The sequence below is a fragment of the Pseudomonas sp. MF09156 genome (assembly GCF_059862305.1).
Map to the genome: position 1 here is coordinate 320,300 of NZ_JCBCUR010000005.1, position 18,439 is coordinate 338,738.

17 protein-coding genes are annotated in these 18,439 nt (G+C 61.3%); 8 read left to right on the forward strand and 9 right to left on the reverse strand.

All coding sequences use genetic code 11. The features are described 5' to 3' along the window. Positions 1–29 precede the first annotated feature (29 nt). The 3 genes from AC19YY_RS15370 to AC19YY_RS15380 all read right to left on the reverse strand — a co-directional run bounded on the left by AC19YY_RS15370 (position 30) and on the right by AC19YY_RS15380 (position 1,936). On the reverse strand, positions 30–494 hold the full coding sequence (locus tag AC19YY_RS15370; protein WP_169954232.1) for a transglycosylase SLT domain-containing protein: 465 nt from the start codon (positions 492–494) through the stop codon (positions 30–32). Then, entirely contained in the window at positions 491–898 is a 408-nt protein-coding gene (locus AC19YY_RS15375; protein ID WP_169954233.1) for a winged helix-turn-helix domain-containing protein, read from the reverse strand. The genes AC19YY_RS15370 and AC19YY_RS15375 overlap by 4 nt, the downstream gene beginning before the upstream one ends. Positions 899–1,075: 177 nt before the next feature. Further along, positions 1,076–1,936, reverse strand: a complete 861-nt coding sequence (locus tag AC19YY_RS15380; protein WP_346343192.1) for a secretin N-terminal domain-containing protein — start codon at positions 1,934–1,936, stop codon at positions 1,076–1,078. Between the two features lie 246 nt (positions 1,937–2,182). Here AC19YY_RS15380 and AC19YY_RS15385 point away from each other — a divergent pair, with 246 nt between their 5' ends. The 8 genes from AC19YY_RS15385 to cobA all read left to right on the forward strand — a co-directional run bounded on the left by AC19YY_RS15385 (position 2,183) and on the right by cobA (position 13,717). Next, positions 2,183–3,409, forward strand: coding sequence for a CmpA/NrtA family ABC transporter substrate-binding protein (locus AC19YY_RS15385; protein ID WP_500604451.1), 1,227 nt, complete (start codon positions 2,183–2,185; stop codon positions 3,407–3,409). A gap of 13 nt (positions 3,410–3,422) precedes the next feature. Next, positions 3,423–3,998: an ANTAR domain-containing response regulator gene (locus tag AC19YY_RS15390; RefSeq protein WP_038442299.1), complete on the forward strand. Its 576-nt coding sequence runs from the start codon at positions 3,423–3,425 to the stop codon at positions 3,996–3,998. Positions 3,999–4,245: 247 nt separating this feature from the next. Next, positions 4,246–5,457, forward strand: coding sequence for a nitrate/nitrite transporter (locus AC19YY_RS15395; protein WP_169954236.1), 1,212 nt, complete (start codon positions 4,246–4,248; stop codon positions 5,455–5,457). Next, positions 5,457–7,124, forward strand: a complete 1,668-nt coding sequence (locus AC19YY_RS15400) for a bifunctional protein-serine/threonine kinase/phosphatase (protein ID WP_169954284.1) — start codon at positions 5,457–5,459, stop codon at positions 7,122–7,124. The genes AC19YY_RS15395 and AC19YY_RS15400 overlap by 1 nt, the downstream gene beginning before the upstream one ends. A gap of 368 nt (positions 7,125–7,492) precedes the next feature. Beyond that, positions 7,493–9,946: a nitrite reductase large subunit NirB gene (gene nirB, locus AC19YY_RS15405; protein WP_500604452.1), complete on the forward strand. Its 2,454-nt coding sequence runs from the start codon at positions 7,493–7,495 to the stop codon at positions 9,944–9,946. Next, positions 9,943–10,260: a nitrite reductase small subunit NirD gene (gene nirD, locus AC19YY_RS15410; protein ID WP_169954238.1), complete on the forward strand. Its 318-nt coding sequence runs from the start codon at positions 9,943–9,945 to the stop codon at positions 10,258–10,260. The genes nirB and nirD overlap by 4 nt, the downstream gene beginning before the upstream one ends. Further along, a complete protein-coding gene (locus AC19YY_RS15415; RefSeq protein WP_500604453.1) occupies positions 10,260–12,968 on the forward strand; it encodes a nitrate reductase in 2,709 nt (902 codons plus the stop codon). The genes nirD and AC19YY_RS15415 overlap by 1 nt, the downstream gene beginning before the upstream one ends. Before the next feature lie 11 nt (positions 12,969–12,979). Next, positions 12,980–13,717 carry a uroporphyrinogen-III C-methyltransferase gene (gene cobA / locus AC19YY_RS15420; RefSeq protein ID WP_500604454.1) on the forward strand — a complete coding sequence of 246 codons (738 nt, stop codon included), beginning with the start codon at positions 12,980–12,982 and terminating at the stop codon, positions 13,715–13,717. Between the two features lie 60 nt (positions 13,718–13,777). On the opposite strand, the gene AC19YY_RS15425 is transcribed toward cobA, so the two are convergent. From AC19YY_RS15425 to rraA, 6 genes are all read right to left on the reverse strand, one after another. Continuing rightward, entirely contained in the window at positions 13,778–14,758 is a 981-nt protein-coding gene (locus AC19YY_RS15425; protein WP_169954241.1) for an OmpA family protein, read from the reverse strand. A 107-nt stretch (positions 14,759–14,865) separates the two neighbouring features. Further along, positions 14,866–15,456, reverse strand: coding sequence for an RNA polymerase sigma factor SigX (gene sigX / locus AC19YY_RS15430; RefSeq protein WP_038442311.1), 591 nt, complete (start codon positions 15,454–15,456; stop codon positions 14,866–14,868). 87 nt (positions 15,457–15,543) lie between these two features. After that, positions 15,544–16,368, reverse strand: coding sequence for a mechanosensitive ion channel family protein (locus tag AC19YY_RS15435; protein ID WP_169954242.1), 825 nt, complete (start codon positions 16,366–16,368; stop codon positions 15,544–15,546). Positions 16,369–16,370: 2 nt separating this feature from the next. Further along, positions 16,371–16,616, reverse strand: a complete 246-nt coding sequence (locus tag AC19YY_RS15440; RefSeq protein WP_038442312.1) for a hypothetical protein — start codon at positions 16,614–16,616, stop codon at positions 16,371–16,373. Between the two features lie 85 nt (positions 16,617–16,701). Beyond that, on the reverse strand, positions 16,702–17,697 hold the full coding sequence (gene cmaX, locus AC19YY_RS15445; RefSeq protein WP_169954243.1) for a divalent cation transporter CmaX: 996 nt from the start codon (positions 17,695–17,697) through the stop codon (positions 16,702–16,704). A 24-nt stretch (positions 17,698–17,721) separates the two neighbouring features. Further along, complete coding sequence (gene rraA / locus AC19YY_RS15450; protein ID WP_170057727.1) at positions 17,722–18,213, reverse strand: ribonuclease E activity regulator RraA; 492 nt, start codon at positions 18,211–18,213, stop codon at positions 17,722–17,724. Positions 18,214–18,439 lie beyond the last annotated feature (226 nt).

Consider the following 18,439-nt stretch of genomic DNA (forward strand, 5'->3'; position numbering starts at 1 on the left):
CGTGCGAGGCATGGCACACCGCCGGTCGATCATCCATTGCGATGGGCCATCAACTCTTCATAGCGGCTCCAGATCTTCTGCGCGTAGCGCAAGCGCAACGCGTCACGCTCGGCCCCCGCCCCAGGCCCGACGTTATAGGCGCCCACGGCAGTCCAGTTGTAGCCAAACTGCTTGATGAAGCCGGCCAGGATCGAGGCCCCCACCTCGACCGACAGACAGGGCTCATCCAACAGGCGCTGCTCGGTAATGCCCTGCTTGAGCAGGCGAGGCAGATGGATGCTGTTGATTTGCATCAGGCCAATATCATAGGTGCCGTTGTTATTGCTGTAGTTCATGGCCTCGGCGCGGTAGCCGGACTCCACAGCGGCAATCGCCTGCAACAGTTCCGGCTCGATATCGTATTGACGAGCGGCCTCGGCCCAGCAGTAAGCCCGGGCTTCGCCTGCCCCGCCCAGGCAAAGCAACAACAGTCCCAGCCGGCAGGCGCGTTTCATGCCCGCTCGCCATACCATCCACAGGCAGGGCACGCACGGGGCGCTTTGCCCGCCGCCTGCGCCGGGCCAGGCGGCTCGATCACCCGCACCCGGCCATTGAAGCGATAACCGCGGCCATACACGGTCGCGATCAACGCCCGGTCGCCCTCCAACTGCTTGCGCAGCGCGTAGATGCAACGGGTCAGGGATTCTTCGGCGATATCGGTATGGGGCCAGACCTGCTCCAGCAGGTGGTCCTTGCTGACCAGCACGCCGGGCGTGGCCAGCAACAGGCGCAACACGTGACATTCCTTGGGTGGTAACTGAATGTCGCGACCTTCAGTGGTCAACCTGCCATCCGCCTGCAACCTCCAATGACCAAAGGCGAGGGACGCCGCCATCAAGCCCTCAACTGCAACAACCATTCAAACCTCTGTACCTGTCTGCGGACATTCACGGCGCCCTGATTTTCCATAGCGCACCGTCTGGGAGATAGGGCGACTATAGAAACCCGCGGCCAGTTTCACGTTAGGAAAAAGCCCGCTGCTTCGAAGTTTTCCGGGAGTGTTGCGTAGGAACTTTCGAAGTCTGTACAAACCCCGCTACGGCTCGGCGATCCGCGCAAATGCACGCCGCACACGCTCGTATTGCTCGGCACTCAAGGGCGTTGAAGTGACGGAATGCGCGGGTGTGTCCAGCTCAGCCACCAGTTTTTTGATCAGCCTCAACTGCTGCTCACTGCCTTTGACCAGCAGGCTGTTGGTCTCTGGGTAGGCGATTACCACCGCGCCGGTGCCGGCCTTGCGCCCCAGCGTGGCGAGCTGTTTCTCGAGCAGCGTGGCGACACCCGGCACGGTGATGGTCTGCGAGCCCATGTCATACCGACGGTCCGAGACGTCGGCATTCTGCACCTGGACTACGCCCACTTCAGGCGGGGCCTCGCGTCGCGCCGGGCGCGGACGATCCATCAACTGGGCCAGGCGCAGGACGTGGTCGACGTAATTGGCGGGCCCCGACACATAAAACAATCGGGCGCCGGCCTTGCGCAGGGGGTAACGCGCCTCTTCGAGCCCCGCGCGGCGCATGACCTGGCGCAATCGGTCGACGGTCATGTAGCGCAGGGTCACCCCGGAACTCTTGGCCTCGCTGGCGTCGTAGAGATGCAGCACCTGGCCGTCGCTGTACCAGATCAGATCGTGCTGCAACGCCACGCTCTCCAGGACCGCTTGTGCATGGGCAAAATCAAAATGCCCGGTAATGCGCTTGCCCGCCGCCAGTTTGCTGACCACGATGGGCTGGCCCAGGGGCACCGCAAGCCGTCTGAAGAAGCCTTGTAGGCTTTCGTCCCACATCAGATAGGACTCGCCCATGGCCGGTAAGGCATTGAGCATCAACAGACCGCCCAGCAGCCAGCGCTGTAAAAAGCCACGACAGGTCGTTGCGTTAGATCGATCAAGGAGCACGCCGGGTTTCCTGGACGGTGTTGCGTGAAAGAGCGCCATAGTGAAAGCCCACCCGGGTGCAATCTTGATGAAAACCTGATCAACCACCACTCGCCCGGGCGCCGTGGCATGTGCCTTGCTTTGCCCTACCCAGCGCAGCCCGCGCCAACGCCGGAACGGGCTCACAGACAAAGGCGTCGTTACCTGCCGCGGCTTGCATGCCGCCTGGCATGACGACGCCTTTTTTCATACAGAAGGTAGGTGTAGATGAGTGATCAGCTCGGCAACAGCCAGGCCAACAACCCTCTGGCCTGGGTCAACGGCAGCGATGCCCCGGAAAAGAGCAGCCTCGACCTGGGCTTCATGGCCTTGAGCGATTGCGCCTCGCTGGTGGTCACGGCGACCCAGGGGTTTGCCCAGCCCTACGGCCTGACGCTAAACCTCAGGCGCCAGTCATCCTGGGCCGGCCTGCGGGACAAGCTGGTCAGCGGCGAACTCGACGCCGCCCACAGCCTGTACGGCCTGATCTATGCGGTGCACCTGGGCATCGGCGGCGTTGCGCCGACCGACATGGCGGTGCTGATGGGCCTGAACCAGAACGGCCAGGGCATCAACCTGTCCCAGGGCCTGCAACAACAGGGCGTGACCAGTCCTGAGGCACTGGCGCGCAAGGTGCACCAAAGCCGGACAAAACTGACCTTCGCCCAGACGTTTCCTGCCGGCACCCACGCCATGTGGTTGTATTACTGGCTGGCTAGCCAGGGCATTCATCCATTGCGGGATGTGGACAGTGTGGTAGTGCCGCCGCCGCAGATGGTCGCGCACCTGCAAGCCGGGCGGATCGACGGCCTGTGTGTCGGCGAACCCTGGTGCGCCAGCGCGGCGCAACAGCACCAGGGTTTTACCCTCGCCACCAGCCAGGCGATCTGGCCGGACCACCCGGAGAAAGTCCTGGGCTGCACCCAGGCGTTTGTCGAGCAGTACCCCAACACCGCCCGGGTGCTGGTGATGGCGGTCCTGGAAGCCAGCCGCTTTATCGACGACAGCATCGAAAACCGACGTTCCACCGCGCAACTGCTGAGCGCCCGGGAATACCTGGACGCCCCGCTCGACTGCATCGAGCCACGGCTGCTGGGCGCCTATGCCGACGGCCTGGGCAACCACTGGCAGGACGCGCACGCGCTGCGCTTCCATGGCGAGGGCGAGGTCAACCTGCCGTACCTGTCCGATGGCATGTGGTTCATGACCCAGTTCCGCCGCTGGGGCCTTTTGCGGGAAGACCCCGATTACCTCGCCGTGGCCCGCCAGGTGCAACAACTGGATCTCTATCGCCAGGCCGCAAGCGCCGTGGGCGTGGCGGCCATGGACACGCAGATGCGCAGCAGCCAATTGATCGACGGCAAGGTCTGGGACGGATCGGACCCGGCCGGTTATGCCCGCAGTTTCCGCCTGCATGCCCTGGCCGACGATGTCGTCCGCCAGGCATTGCGCTGATGGGAGGCCACCCATGTTGCGAATCCTGCTGATCAATGACACCCCGCGCAAAGTCGGGCGCCTCAAGAGCGCGCTGACCGAGGCCGGCTTTGAGGTAATCGACGAGTCCGGCCTGACCATCGACCTGCCGGCGCGCGTCGAAACGGTGCGCCCGGACGTGATTCTGATCGATACCGAATCACCCGGGCGCGATGTGATGGAGCAAGTGGTGCTGGTCAGCCGCGACCAGCCGCGGCCCATCGTGATGTTTACCGACGAACATGATCCCGGGGTAATGCGCCAGGCGATCAAGTCCGGGGTCAGCGCCTACATCGTCGAAGGCATCCAGGCCCAGCGCCTGCAACCGATCCTTGATGTCGCCATGGCGCGCTTCGAGAGCGACCAGGCCTTGCGCGCGCAACTACTGGCCCGCGACCAGCAACTGGCGGAACGCAAGCGCATCGAGCTGGCCAAGGGCTTGCTGATGAAAATGAAGGACTGCAATGAGGAACAGGCCTACACCCTGATGCGCCGCCAGGCCATGAGCCGCCAGCAGAAGTTGATCCAGGTGGCGGAGCAGATTATTGCCATGAGTGAATTGCTAGGCTGAGCCACACAACCGCAATCGCCCAAGGTGGGAACGGGCCTGCCCGCGAGGGCAATGTCACGGTTGGCGCAAGACTTGCTAACTAAACACCACAGGTAGCCAACGGCGGTTGCCCCTCCACGACAAAGACGTCGCACATCCGGTTTGCCCAGGCGAACCCGGTGGCGGCGTTTTTTCGTTTGGATGGGGCGGCCTTCGCTGGCCGTTCCATCACCAGGCCTTCTACAAGATCCCCAATCTGAGGTGCGTGATGAAATCAAGCTTCTGGAAATCCGGGCACACCCCGACCTTGTTTGCCGCGTTCCTGTATTTCGACCTGAGTTTCATGGTCTGGTACCTATTGGGCCCGCTGGCGGTGCAGATCGCCGCCGACCTGCAACTGACCACCCAGCAACGCGGGCTGATGGTCGCCACGCCGATCCTGGCAGGGGCGATCCTGCGCTTCTTGATGGGCATGCTCGCGGACAAGCTGTCGCCCAAGACTGCCGGCCTGATCGGCCAGGTGATCGTGATTGTGGCGCTGTTCTGTGCCTGGAAACTGGGGATCCACAGTTATGAACAGGCGTTGCTGCTAGGGCTGTTCCTCGGCATGGCCGGGGCCTCGTTTGCCGTCGCCCTGCCGCTGGCCTCCCAGTGGTACCCCGCCGAACACCAGGGCAAGGCCATGGGCATCGCCGGGGCCGGCAACTCCGGCACGGTGTTCGCCGCGCTACTGGCACCGCTGATCGCCGCCGCATTTGGCTGGACCAACGTGTTCGGCTTTGCCCTGATCCCGCTGATCCTGACTTTGATCGTGTTCGCCTGGCTGGCGCGCAATGCGCCTGAGCGACCCAAAGCCAAATCCATGGCCGACTATTTCAAGGCCCTGGGCGACCGCGACAGTTGGTGGTTCATGTTCTTCTACAGCGTGACCTTCGGTGGTTTCATCGGCCTGGCCAGCGCCCTGCCCGGCTACTTCAACGACCAATACGGCCTGAGCCCGGTCACCGCTGGTTACTACACCGCCGCATGCGTGTTCGGCGGCAGCCTGATGCGGCCCCTGGGCGGCGCCCTGGCTGACCGTTTCGGCGGGATCCGCACCCTGCTGGGCATGTACGGCGTGGCGGCCGTGTGCATCGCCGCAGTGGGCTTCAACCTACCGAGTTCCTACGCGGCACTGGCACTTTTCGTGTGCACCATGCTCGGCCTGGGCGCCGGTAACGGTGCGGTATTCCAACTGGTGCCCCAGCGCTTTCGCCGCGAGATTGGCGTGATGACCGGGCTGATCGGCATGGCCGGCGGTATCGGCGGTTTCGCCCTGGCAGCGGGCATGGGCGCGATCAAGCAAAGCACCGGCAGCTACCAGTTGGCACTGTGGCTATTTGCCAGCCTGGGCGTGCTGGCGTGGTTCGGCCTGTATGGCGTGAAGCGCCGCTGGAGGACCACCTGGGGTTCGGCGGCCGTCACCGCCGCGCGGGTCTGATGAGCCTGCAATTGAGCGTGGCCCAGGCCAGCGCCATCGGGCCACGCGCGGAAAACCAGGACGCCCTGCGCCTGGTCACGCCGGCTCCGGAACTGGCCGCCAGCAAAGGCTATCTGTGTGCTATCGCCGATGGCGTCAGCCAATGCGCCGACGGCGGCCTGGCCGCGCGCTCGACCTTGCAGGCCCTGGCCCTGGATTACTACGCCACGCCACAGACCTGGGGCGTGGCCCAGGCCCTGGAGCGGCTGTTGCTGGCACAGAATCGCTGGCTGCAGGCCAATGGCGGCGGCCAACCGTTGCTGACCACCCTTAGCGCCCTGGTGTTTCGCGGCCAGCGCTTTACCCTGGCCCATGTTGGTGATTGCCGGGTGTATCGCTGGTTTGACGGTGAGTTGCAGCGCATCACTCAAGAGCATGTCTGGGAGCAACCCGGCATGCAGCATGTGCTCAAGCGCGCCCTGGGCCTGGACCAGCATCTGGTGGTGGATTTTCTCGACGGTGAACTGCGCCAGGGCGAATGTTTCCTGCTGCTCAGCGATGGTGTGTGGGCGACCCTCGCCGACCACAGCATCCGCGCGATCCTGCGCGAACAGGCCGACCTGGACGTGGCGGTCAATACGCTGGTCAACGCCGCGCACCTGGCAGGTAGCCAGGACAACGCCAGTGCCCTGCTGGTGCGCATCGACCGGCTCGGCGCCGCGACCCTGGGTGATGCGCTGGTGCAGTTGCAACAGTGGCCATTGCCGCCACTGTTGAAGGCCGGGCAATCCTTCGAAGGCTGGCAGGTGGAATGCCTGCGGGCACACAGTCGCCAGTCGTTGCTGTACCGGGTGCGCGATGCCCAGCAGCAACCCTGGCTGCTCAAGACCCTGCCCCCTGACCACGATGATGACCACGATGCCGCCCAGGCCCTGCTCGCGGAGGAATGGTTTCTGCGCAGGGTGGCCGGGCGGGCATTTCCTGAAGTCCATCCGGGCGGCGGGCGTCAGCATTTGTACTACGTGATGCGTGAATACAGCGGGCAAACCCTGGCGCAGCTGTTCCAGCGGCAAGGCCCGTTGCCACTGGCGCAGTGGCAATCCATTGCCGAACGCTTGCTGCGGGCAGTGGGCATGCTGCATCGCCGGCAAATCCTGCACCGCGACATCAAGCCGGAAAACCTGCTGCTGGGCGACGACGGCGAACTGCGGGTGCTGGATTTTGGCCTGGCCTATTGCCCTGGGTTGTCCGAAGACCGCGCTCACCTGTTGCCGGGCACGCCCAGCTTTATCGCGCCCGAAGCCTTCAGCGGCGAACGTCCGACCCCGCAGCAGGATTTGTACAGCGCCGGTGTGAGCCTGTATTACCTGCTCACCGGGCATTATCCCTACGGTGAGATCGAAGCTTTCCAGCGGCCCCGGTTCAACACGCCGGTCAACGCCAGCCGCTACCGGCCGGACCTGCCCGATTGGTTGCAGCAAAGCCTGGAACGCTCGGTTGCCGCGCAAGCAGATCAGCGTTACGAAACCGCCGAGCAATGGCTGCTGGTACTGGAACAGGCCGACCGCCGCGAACTGAGCCTGCGCCCGCGGCCGCTGCTGGAACGCGAACCGCTGAAGGTCTGGCAAACCCTGGCGTTGGTGTCGCTGCTGATCAATCTGCTGTTGCTGTATCTGTTATCCCTGTAGGAGCCAGCTTGCCGGCGCAAAACCCACAATCACCGTATTCATCCAGGTACCTCGCGTTATCGTTAACGTCCTTCGCCGGCAAGCCGGCTCCTACAGGAGGTCGACGCGCCAGTTGTGGGCATCGCGCCTTTAAATGGTGCGAAACAGCCTTGTGGCAGCCGCCAGAACCTCAGTAAATCCGGCTTTTCACGACTTGGCACAACCGCTGCATTAGCTCCTGCAACACCCCCACATACAGCCCACCCTTCAACGACGAAGGTGGGGCTCTCCCGAGAGAACGGGACCAGGACAAAGGCGTCCTCGCTAGGCAACTAGCGGGACGCCTTTTTTGTTTGCGCGTGATTTGTCGAGCCACTGCGGAGAACGACATGAAGAAACTCAAACTGGTGATGATCGGCAACGGCATGGCCGGGGTTCGCACCCTTGAAGAACTGCTGAAACTGAGCACCGAGCTGTACGACATCACGGTGTTTGGTGCCGAGCCCCACACCAACTACAACCGCATCCTGCTCTCGCCGGTGCTGGCCGGCGAGCAGACGTTCGAAGAGATCGTGCTCAACGACCTGGACTGGTACCTGCAAAACAACATCAAGCTGCTGCTCAACCGCAAGGTGGTGCAGATCGACCGGGTCAAGCGCAAAGTCATCGCCGAAGACGGCACCGAGGCCGAGTACGATCGCCTGCTGATCGCCACCGGTTCGACCCCGTTTATCCTGCCGATCCCCGGCAACACCTTGCAGGGCGTGATTGGCTACCGCGACATCGCCGATACCCAGGCCATGATCGACACCGCCAAAACCCACAAGCACGCAGTGGTCATCGGCGGCGGCCTGCTGGGCCTGGAAGCCGCCAATGGCCTGATGCTGCGCGGCATGCACGTGACCGTGGTGCATATCGGCGAATGGCTGCTGGAGCGCCAGCTGGACAAGACCAGCGGCCAGTTGCTGCAAACCGAACTGGAAAGCCGGGGCCTGGTGTTTCGCCTGTGCGAACAGACCCAGGCCCTGCATGACGCCGGCAATGGCCGCGTGGGCTCGGTGCAGTTCAAAAATGGCGAAGTGATTCCGGCCGACCTGGTGGTGATGGCCGCCGGTATCCGCCCCAACACCGAACTGGCGGAACGGTCCGGCATCCCGTGCAACCGTGGGATCCTGGTCAACGACACGCTGCAAACCTACGACCCGCGCATCTATGCCATCGGCGAGTGCGCCAGCCATCGTGGGATTGCCTACGGCCTGGTGGCACCGCTGTTCGAACAGGCCAAGGTGTGTGCCAACCATCTGGCGCAGTTGGGCTTCGCCACCTACAAAGGCTCGGTGACCTCGACCAAGCTCAAAGTCACCGGCATCGACCTGTTTTCTGCTGGCGACTTCATGGGCGGCGAAGGCACCGAGACAATCACCCTTTCCGACCCCATTGGCGGCGTCTATAAGAAGCTGGTGATCAAGGACGACATACTGGTCGGCGCCTGCCTGTACGGCGATACCGCCGACGGCGGTTGGTATTTCCGGCAGATCCGTGAGAACCATGGCATTGGCGAGATCCGCGATCACCTGATGTTCGGCGAAAACGCCTTGGGCGATGTAGGCCACCAAGGCCAGGACAAAGCCATGAGCATGGCCGACAGCGCCGAAGTCTGCGGCTGTAACGGGGTGTGCAAGGGCACCATCGTCAAGGCGATCCAGGAACAGGGCCTGTTCAGCGTCGATGAGGTAAAAAAACACACCAAGGCCGCCAGTTCCTGCGGCTCCTGCGCCGGGCTGGTGGAGCAGATCCTGATCAATACCGTGGGCGGCGCCGCCGACGTCAAGCCCAAAAGCGAAAAAGCCATCTGCGGTTGCAGCGACCTCAACCACGGGCAAATCCGCCAGGCCATCCGCGACCAGCACCTGCTGACCATCGCCGACACCATGGGCTACCTCAACTGGCGCACGCCCAACGGCTGCGCCACCTGCCGCCCGGCCTTGAACTACTACCTGATCTCCACCTGGCCAGGCGAAGCCAAGGACGACCCGCAATCGCGCCTGATCAACGAACGGGCCCACGCCAATATTCAGAAAGACGGCACCTACTCGGTAGTCCCACGGATGTGGGGCGGTGTGACCAATCCTGCCGAGCTGCGGCGGATTGCCGATGTGGCCGACAAGTACAACGTGCCAATGGTCAAGGTCACTGGCGGCCAGCGCATCGACTTGCTGGGCATCAAGAAACAGGACCTGCCCGGGGTCTGGAAAGACCTCGATATGCCGTCCGGGCATGCCTACGGCAAATCCATCCGCACCGTGAAGACCTGTGTCGGCAGCGAGTTCTGCCGTTTCGGCACGCAGAACTCCACGCAACTGGGCATTGAGCTTGAGCATGACCTGTTCAATATGTGGTCGCCCCACAAGGTCAAGCTGGCGGTCTCCGGGTGCCCGCGCAACTGCTCGGAAGCCGGGATCAAGGACGTGGGAATAATCGGCGTCGACTCGGGGTGGGAGATGTATATCGGTGGCAATGGCGGGATCAAGACCGAGGTCGCGGAATTTTTCGTCAAGCTCAAGACCGCCGAGGAAGTGCGTGAGTACAACGGCGCTTTCCTACAACTGTACCGCGAAGAAGCCTTCTACCTGGAGCGCACCGTGCATTACCTGCAACGGGTCGGCATGGACCACATCAGGAAGGCCGTGCTGGAAGACCCGGCGCGGCGCCAGGCCCTCAATGAGCGCCTGAAATTTTCCCTGTCGTTTGAACAGGACCCGTGGAAAGAGCGCCTGGAGCAGCCATTGCTGAAAAAGGAATTCGACACCATCGCCGTCAAACAGTTGGAGGTAGTGCTATGAACTGGCTGGATATCTGCGCCCTCGAAGAAATCAACGCCCTGGGCTCGCGCATCATCAGCGGCCCGAAAGGGGAAATCGCGATTTTTCGTACCAGTGACGATGAAGTGTTCGCCCTCGACGACCGCTGCCCGCACAAGGGCGGGCCGCTGTCCCAGGGGCTGATCTATGGCAAACGCGTGGCCTGCCCGCTGCACAACTGGCAGATCGACCTGGCATCCGGCGAAGCCCAGGCCCCGGATATCGGCTGCGCCCACCATCACCACGCCCGGGTGGAAAACGGCCGGGTGATGCTGGCCCTGCGGGACGCCGGTTGATGAACCGCCAGGTCACCGCATCGACCTGCTGCTACTGCGGGGTCGGCTGCGGCGTGCTGATCGAACATGATGGCACGCAGATCCTCGGGGTCAGCGGCGATCCGGCGCACCCGGCCAACTTCGGCAAACTGTGCAGCAAGGGGTCCACCCTGCACCTGACCGGCGACCGGTCGGCTCGGGCGCTGTACCCGGAACTGCGCCTGGGCAAGGGCCTGGCCCGCAGCCGCACCGACTGGGACACGGCCCTGGAACACGCGGCCAATGTGTTCGCCGATACCATCACCGAGCATGGCCCCGACAGCGTGGCGTTCTATATCTCCGGGCAACTGTTGACCGAGGACTACTACAGCTTCAACAAACTCGCGCGAGCCCTGGTGGGCACCAACAATATCGACAGCAATTCCAGGCTGTGCATGTCCTCGGCGGTGGTCGGCTACAAGCGCAGCCTGGGTGCCGATGCGCCACCGTGCAGCTATGAGGATCTGGAGGCCAGCGATTGCGTGATGATCGTCGGCAGTAACATGGCCTACGCCCACCCGGTACTGTTTCGCCGGCTGGAAGAAGCCAAGGCGCGCCGACCGGACATGAAGGTGCTGGTCATCGATCCCCGACGCACCGACACCTGCGACCTGGCGGATATGCACTTGACGATCCTGCCGGGGACTGATGTAGCGTTGTTCCATGGGATTTTGCATCTGTTGCTGTGGGAAGAATGGATCGACCGCGACTTTATCCAGGCCCATACCGAGGGTTTGGTCGAGCTGAAACGGCTGGTGCATGACTACACGCCGCAGATGGTCACGCAATTGTGCGGGATCAGCGTCGAACAACTGCGCCAGTGTGCAGAGTGGGTCGGCACCTCGCCGAGTTTCCTGTCTTTGTGGTGCATGGGGTTGAACCAGTCCACTGCCGGCAGCGCGAAAAACAGTGCATTGATCAACCTGCACCTGGCCACCGGCACCCTTGGCCGCCCAGGTTGCGGGCCCTTTTCCCTGACCGGCCAACCGAATGCCATGGGCGGGCGGGAAACCGGCAGCCTGTCGAACCTGCTACCGGGCCATCGCGACGCCGGCAACGCCGAGCACCGCGCCCAAGTCGCCGCTTATTGGGGGGTTGAGCAACTGCCATCCAGCACCGGCTTGACCGCCATCGAACTGTTCGAGCAGGTGCAGGCCGGCAAGATCAAGGCATTGTGGATCGCCTGTACCAACCCGGCGCAATCAATGCCGGACCAGAACAGCGTGCGTCTGGCCTTGGCCGCGTGCCCGTTCGTGGTATTGCAAGAGGCCTTTCGCACTACCGAAACCGCGGCCTTTGCCGACCTGTTGCTGCCGGCAGCCAGTTGGGGCGAGAAGGACGGCACGGTGACCAATTCCGAGCGGCGCATTTCCCACGTCCGCCAGGCCATCACCCCACCGGGCGAAGCGCGACCGGACTGGGCAATCACCGTGGATTTCGCCCAGCGCCTGGAACGCCGCTTGCGCCCGCAGAAAACCGGCCTGTTCACCTTCGAAAACCCCGCGCAGGTGTTTGATGAATACAAACAGCTGACTCGTGGCCAAGACCTGGACCTGTCAGGCCTCAGCCACGCGCTGCTCGACCGGATCGGCCCGCAGCAATGGCCGTTTCCCGCAGAGGCCCAGGCCGGCACGGCACGCTTGTACACCGACGGTATCTTCCCAACCGCCAATGGGCGGGCGCGGTTTGTCGCCGACCCTTATCGCGCCGCCAAGGAGCAGCGTGATGCGCGCTTTCCCCTGACCCTGATCACCGGCCGCCTGCGTGACCAATGGCACGGCATGAGCCGTACCGGCACGGCGGCGCAACTTTTCGGGCACGTCAGCGAAGCGTTGCTCAGCCTGCATCCGGACGAATTGCGTCGGCATCGTTTCAAGGAAGGCGACCTGGTCAACCTCAAGAGCCGTCGTGGCAATGTGATCGTGGCGGTGAGCAGTGATGACAGCGTGCGCCCCGGCCAGGCGTTCCTGCCGATGCATTGGGGCGATCGCTTCCTCAAGGGCGGCGTCAACGCCCTGACCCAGCCGGCGTTCGATCCACTGTCGAAACAACCGGAACTCAAGCACTGCGGCGTGCGCCTGGAAGCCGTGCAATTGCCCTGGCACTTGTTCGCGCTGATCGAGGGCGATGTGCAGCAACACTTCGAAGCCTTGCGCCCCCTGTGCGAGGGTTTTGCCTATGTCAGCCTGAGCCTGGCCGGGCGCGAACGGCCTGCCCTGCTGGTACGCGCGGCACATAGCGAGGCGCCGGACCTGCAACTGCTCAAGGCCATCGACCAACTGCTGGGCCTGAATGACGGCCCGGTCATGGCCTATGACGACCCGCGGCGCTCCATCGGCAAACGGGTAAAAATCGAGAAAGGCCGGATTACCGCGATCCGCCTGGCCGGCGAAACCCTAGCCCGCCACTGGCTGCAAAGCCTGTGGCTGGAAGGCCGGGCCGACGAGCAATTGCGCCGTTGGCTGCTGGCACCGCTGAGTGCGCCGCCCGGTGGTGAAATGACCAGCAACAGAACCCTCTGCAACTGCAAGAACGTCAGTGAAAGCGCGATATGCGCCGGCATCGGCCGTGGTTTGGATCTGGATGGGCTGAAACAAGCGTTGGGCTGCGGTACGCAATGTGGCTCCTGCGTGCCCGAAATCAAACGGCTATTGGCGAGCACCTCGCAGCCAATCGCTATCAGTGTGTGAGGGCAATACCTATGAACGCAAAAGTCTGGCTGGTGGGCGCAGGCCCAGGTGATCCGGAGTTGTTGACCCTCAAGGCGGTACGGGCCCTGCACGAGGCCGATGTGGTACTGATTGATGACTTGGTCAACCCTGCGGTACTTGAGCATTGCCCCGGTACGCGGGTGATAACCGTCGGCAAGCGCGGGGGATGTCGTTCTACGCCCCAGGATTTCATTCACCGCTTGATGCTGCGTTATGCACGCCAGGGCAAATGTGTGGTGCGCCTGAAAGGCGGCGATCCGTGCATTTTTGGGCGCGGCGGCGAAGAGGCGAGTTGGCTGAGGGATCGAGGCGTGAGCGTGGAGTTGGTCAATGGCATCACGGCGGGGCTGGCGGGTGCCACAAACTGCGATATACCGCTGACGTTGCGGGGAATCAGTCGCGGCGTAACGCTTGTCACCGCCCATACCCAGGACGACAGCCGCCTCAATTGGCGGGCATTGGCCGAGGGTGGCACGACACTGGTGGTGTACATGGGTGTGGCGAAGCTTTCAGAGATTGCCCGGCAATTGCTCGAAGGGGGCATGGCCCCTGATATGCCGGTGGCGATGATCGAGAACGCCTCGCTGCCCCAGCAGCGTGAGTGCCGCAGCTCCCTGGCGCACATGCAGGAGGATGCCAAGGCGTTTGCCTTGAAGAGCCCGGCGATCCTGGTGATCGGAGCTGTGGCGGGCAACGTGGTAGAGGTCGCCTTGCAGGCCAGCGCCTGAGGCAAATGGCAGGCGAAAAAAAGCCCGGCCTAAGCCGGGCTTTTTTCTACCACTCAGTAATTACTGAGCTTGAGCCTCAACCGACGCTTCTACACGACGGTTAACAGCACGACCAGCTTCAGTTGCGTTGTCAGCAACTGGGCGGGATTCGCCGTAACCTACCGCGGTGATGCGGTTGGCTTCAACGCCATCATTGGCCAGGACTTTCTTAACAGCGTCAGCACGACGCTGGGACAGCTTCTGGTTGTAGGCGTCTGGACCGACGGAGTCAGTGTGACCAGCAACTTCTACGTTGGTAGCTGGGTACTGCTTCATGAAGTCGGCCAGGTTTTTCACGTCGCCGTAGCTGTTAGGCTTAACAACGGCCTTGTCGAAGTCGAACTTCACGTCCAGCTCAACACGAACAACCTGAGCAACCGGAGCTTCTGGCTCTGGAACTGGCTCTGGAGCTGGTGCTGGGGTAGGAGCTGGAGCAACTGCGCCAGCGTTACCGCCGAAGTTTACGCCCAGGCCAACCAGTGCGGAGTAGTCCCACTTGCCGTTGTCCAGACCGTAGTCAGCTTCAACACCGGCACGAGCGTACAGGTTGTTGGTGAAGTAGTACTTAACGCCGGTACCAACGGTAGCGAAAGTAGTCTGATCGCGACCAGTGTGGCCATCAGCACGTACGTTGCCACGGCTCTGGTGACCGAAACCACCTTCTACGTATGGACGCAGGGAGTCGACGCCAGCTTGACCGAAGTGGTACTGAGCAACGAGGCTGCCGGTATCACCTTTGATCTTCTGGTTGCCAGTACCGTCAGTCGAACGGGTGTGGTTGGTCTTGTCGTAGGACAGGTTCAAGGACAGGTCGTCGGTCAGGAAGTAACCGATGCGAGCGCCAGGATTGAAGCCGTCTTCGATGTGCTTGACGCTATCGTTGTACTGCTTCTTGTAGAACAGCTCGCCTTCAACTGCGCCTTGGCCTTGTGCCAGAACGCCGAAAGAAGTAGCGGCAATAAGAGAACCAATGGCCAAGCCCAAGGTGTTTTTCAGTTTCATCCGTTAAATCCCCATCTGGTGATTGTAAAGCAGTCCCACATACCGGGGGACAACTCGGCGACAAGTCTAACAGAACTTGCCTACACGTAAGAGATATTTGCACCGAACTAAGTTTCAGTACTGTCCGCAAATTTCTCACGCAATTTATCAAGAGCACGTTTGTAACGCATTTTTGTAGCACTCAAACCCATATGCATAATGTCAGCAATTTCCTGAAATTCCAGTTCTGCGACAAATCGTAGCACCAGAATTTCGCGGTCAATTGGATTCACATGCACCAACCAGCGATCAAGCCCGCCCTTCTCCTCGGGTGCCGGCGTCTTTTCTTCAGACGCCTCCTCAAGGGGGTCCAGGCTCAATGCGTCCATCAAGCGACGCTTTCGCCGTTCCTTACGATACTGCGTGATGCACTCGTTGTACGTGATGCTGTAGAGCCAGGTTTTGAACTTCGATTTACCCTCGAAGTTCTTCAGGCCATACAACACCTTGAGCATCACTTCCTGACAGACATCATCCGCATCACGATCGTTCCCTAAATATCTTGAACAAACGTTGAACAGAGTGCGTTGATACCTGCGCATCAATTCTTCGTACGCGCGTGTTACGTGAAACAGCTCCGTGTGCGAGCGCGCGACCAACTCCTCATCAGAGAGCTCACGGGGGTCATAGCGCGTGGACAGCGTTTGGGCTTTATTCAAAACAAGTCGTGCCGACAGTCAGGTCAATGTCCGCCACAGCCTGGATACCCAGGTTTGCGGCGGCGTACATTAGCAGGGTTTACCGGGTTAGCGGCTATTGACCTGCTGTTCCAGCAGAACCCGATTGGACAGCGACACTAGTTCGCCATCATCGGTCAGCACCGTGGTTTTCACCGTACCGATCTCTTCAATCTGCCCTTCGACCTCGCCAACACGCACGTGTTGCCCAACCTGATACAACTCACGCACATAGATTCCCGCAAGAATCTGACCGGCAATTCCCCGGCTTCCCAACCCCATGGCCAGTGCAACGGCCAGACCAACGGTAATCAAAACGATCACGATCACATGGTTGAGCAGGTCAGTCTTGACCTCCAACTGGCTGATCGCCACCGAAATACTGATGATGATTACCAGCCCCTGGGCGATTCGCCCCAGGCCGCTGGCATAGTCCAGGCCCACTCCTTCGGCAGCGCCGCGTACCAGCCCATTGGCCAGTTGCGCCAGCAAAACCCCCACCAGCAACACCAACGCGCCGCCGAATACCTTCGGCAAATACAGCGCCAGCATGTCGAGCGTAGCTGAAACTCGCTCAAGTCCAAGTGATTGCGCCGCAGAAACCAGAAAAATCAGCAAAACAAACCAATAGACGATCTTGCCGATCAGTGTCGAGATCGGCACTTGCAGCCCGGCACGCCCCAGCAGCTTGGTCAATCCGGTGCCGGCCATCAGGCGATCGAGGCCCAGCTTGGCGAGCAATTTTGAGAGCAGGGTGTCGAGCAACTTGGCCACGACAAAACCCAGCAGCACCAACACCAGCGCACCAAACAGGTTGGGAATGAAATTCGCCACCTTGGTCCACAACGCAGTCATTGCAGTGACCAGACTCTGCGTCCAGAGATCAAGTTCCATATTCAATCAGCCTTATCAGCAGTGCGAGCAATAGGTTTACGACGAGAAACAGGTGATACGTGGGCCGAACCATTGTTCAGGGCCATCATCAATGCCGGCACCCAGCGGCCGAGCAGACCAAACAGATCGCCCGCACCTACCTGGCGGTTGGCAGTTTTCAGTACGCGGCCCAGGCAAGCGTCGTCGTCACGGTTGGACGGCGAAGCATTAAGCATGTCACGCAGAGACTGTTCAAACGGATCGTGCATAGGGACCTCTCGCAAGTGAGTTAAAAGACGAGGGCAAAATTCGTCGGGTCACATGACCTCTCCCGCCGTTCAGGTCACGTTCAGGTCAAACCCAGCGTAAACGTCGAAACAACCACCACTGCCCAAGGGCCACCGAGACCATCAACAGGCACGCTAGCGCGAAACCATATGGGCTCTCGGAGAACGGAATTCCGCCCACGTTGATCCCCAGCAACCCTGTCAGAAAACTCATCGGCAAAAAGATCCCGGTGATGATCCCGAAGCGGTACATGGTGCGGTTCATGCGCACGCTCAAACGCCGATCCTCGGCCTCCAGCACCAGCCCCACGCGCTCCCGGCTCAGTTCCAGCTCTTCCAGGTAACGGGTCAGGCTGTTATTCAATTCATTCCAATAGTCAGCATCGTCATCGGCAAACCATGGCAGTTTTATGCGTGTCAGTTGCGCGAAAATATCGCGCTGCGGCGCCAAAAAACGCTTGAGCGCGGCGGCACGCCGACGGATCTGCAGGACACTGCCATGCTCCGGGGTATACCGTTCGTCGGTATCGAGTTTTTCTTCTTCGATATCGACGATTTCAGACAGGTCACTGACCAGATCCTGCACTTTATGGGTCAGGTACTGCGCCATGTAGAGGATCAGCTCGGAAGCAGTCCTGGGGCCTTTACCATCCGCCAACTGCACCAGCAACTCGTCGGTGGCGCGCAATGGCCGCAGACGCAGGGAGATGACCCGGTCAGCCGAAGCAAAGATACGCACCGACACCATATCTTCCGGCTCGGCTCCTGGGTTGAGGTTGATCCCGCGCAGAAACAGCAGCAATTCGTCGTCCGGCAACGGCAGCAGACGCGGGCGGGTGTTCTCCTCCAGCAGCAGGTCACAGGCAAACTCGCTCAGGCCACTGGATTTGCGCAACCAGGTCTGGGTCTGGGGATGACTGCGATCCCAATGCAGCCACAGGCTTTCCTGAGGCTGCAGTTGCAGCTCGTCAAGCTCAGTCCGGGCAATTGAACGCGCACCGCCTTTACCGTCCAGCACCAGGGCATGCACCAGCCCCCACTGCGCGTTTTCTTCCTCGAACATCCTCACCCCTGTCGGCTGCTGCGGTTATTCAGGCATTTTCAAAGGGCTTGGCGAAACAATCACGCCATTATTATCGGCATAGACATATTCGCCTGGACGCAATGTCACGCCGGCAAAGGTCACGGCCCCGCCCACGTCACCCACACCCTGACGATGACTCTTTTTAGGGTGGCTGGCCAGGGCCTGCACGCCCAGGTCGGTCTGCGCCAGTACGTCAACGTCACGCACACAACCGTAGATCACCAAGCCCTCCCAACCATTCTTTGCGGCTCGATCAGCGATCATGTCGCCCAGCAAGGCGCAACGCAGCGAACCACCACCATCGACCACCAGCACTTTGCCAGTGCCGTCCAGCTCGGCCTGTTCCTTGACCCGGGAGTTGTCCTCAAAACACTTGACGGTCACGATCTGCCCACCGAAGGAGTCCCGGCCCCCAAAGTTGGCGAACATCGGCTCCAGCACCTGCACCAGGTCCGGGTAGGCGTCACACAGGTCGGGGGTAACGTAATGGTTCATCGAGAAACTCCTGTCGGTGAAAGAAGGTGTCGAACATCCACAGCCACATCAAGAAAACGCATCGCAACGGGCATTCTTTAAGACCTGCCGCTGCAAGGGCGACAATGATCAGACCCACCAGACTGTAACGCAATAGCCACTACGCGACTGAATATGACCAAAATAGCTCGGTGCGTCATATCTTAGCCGTAAGCCACTTCAAGCGAAACGCCCTCTTTAGAGCCTT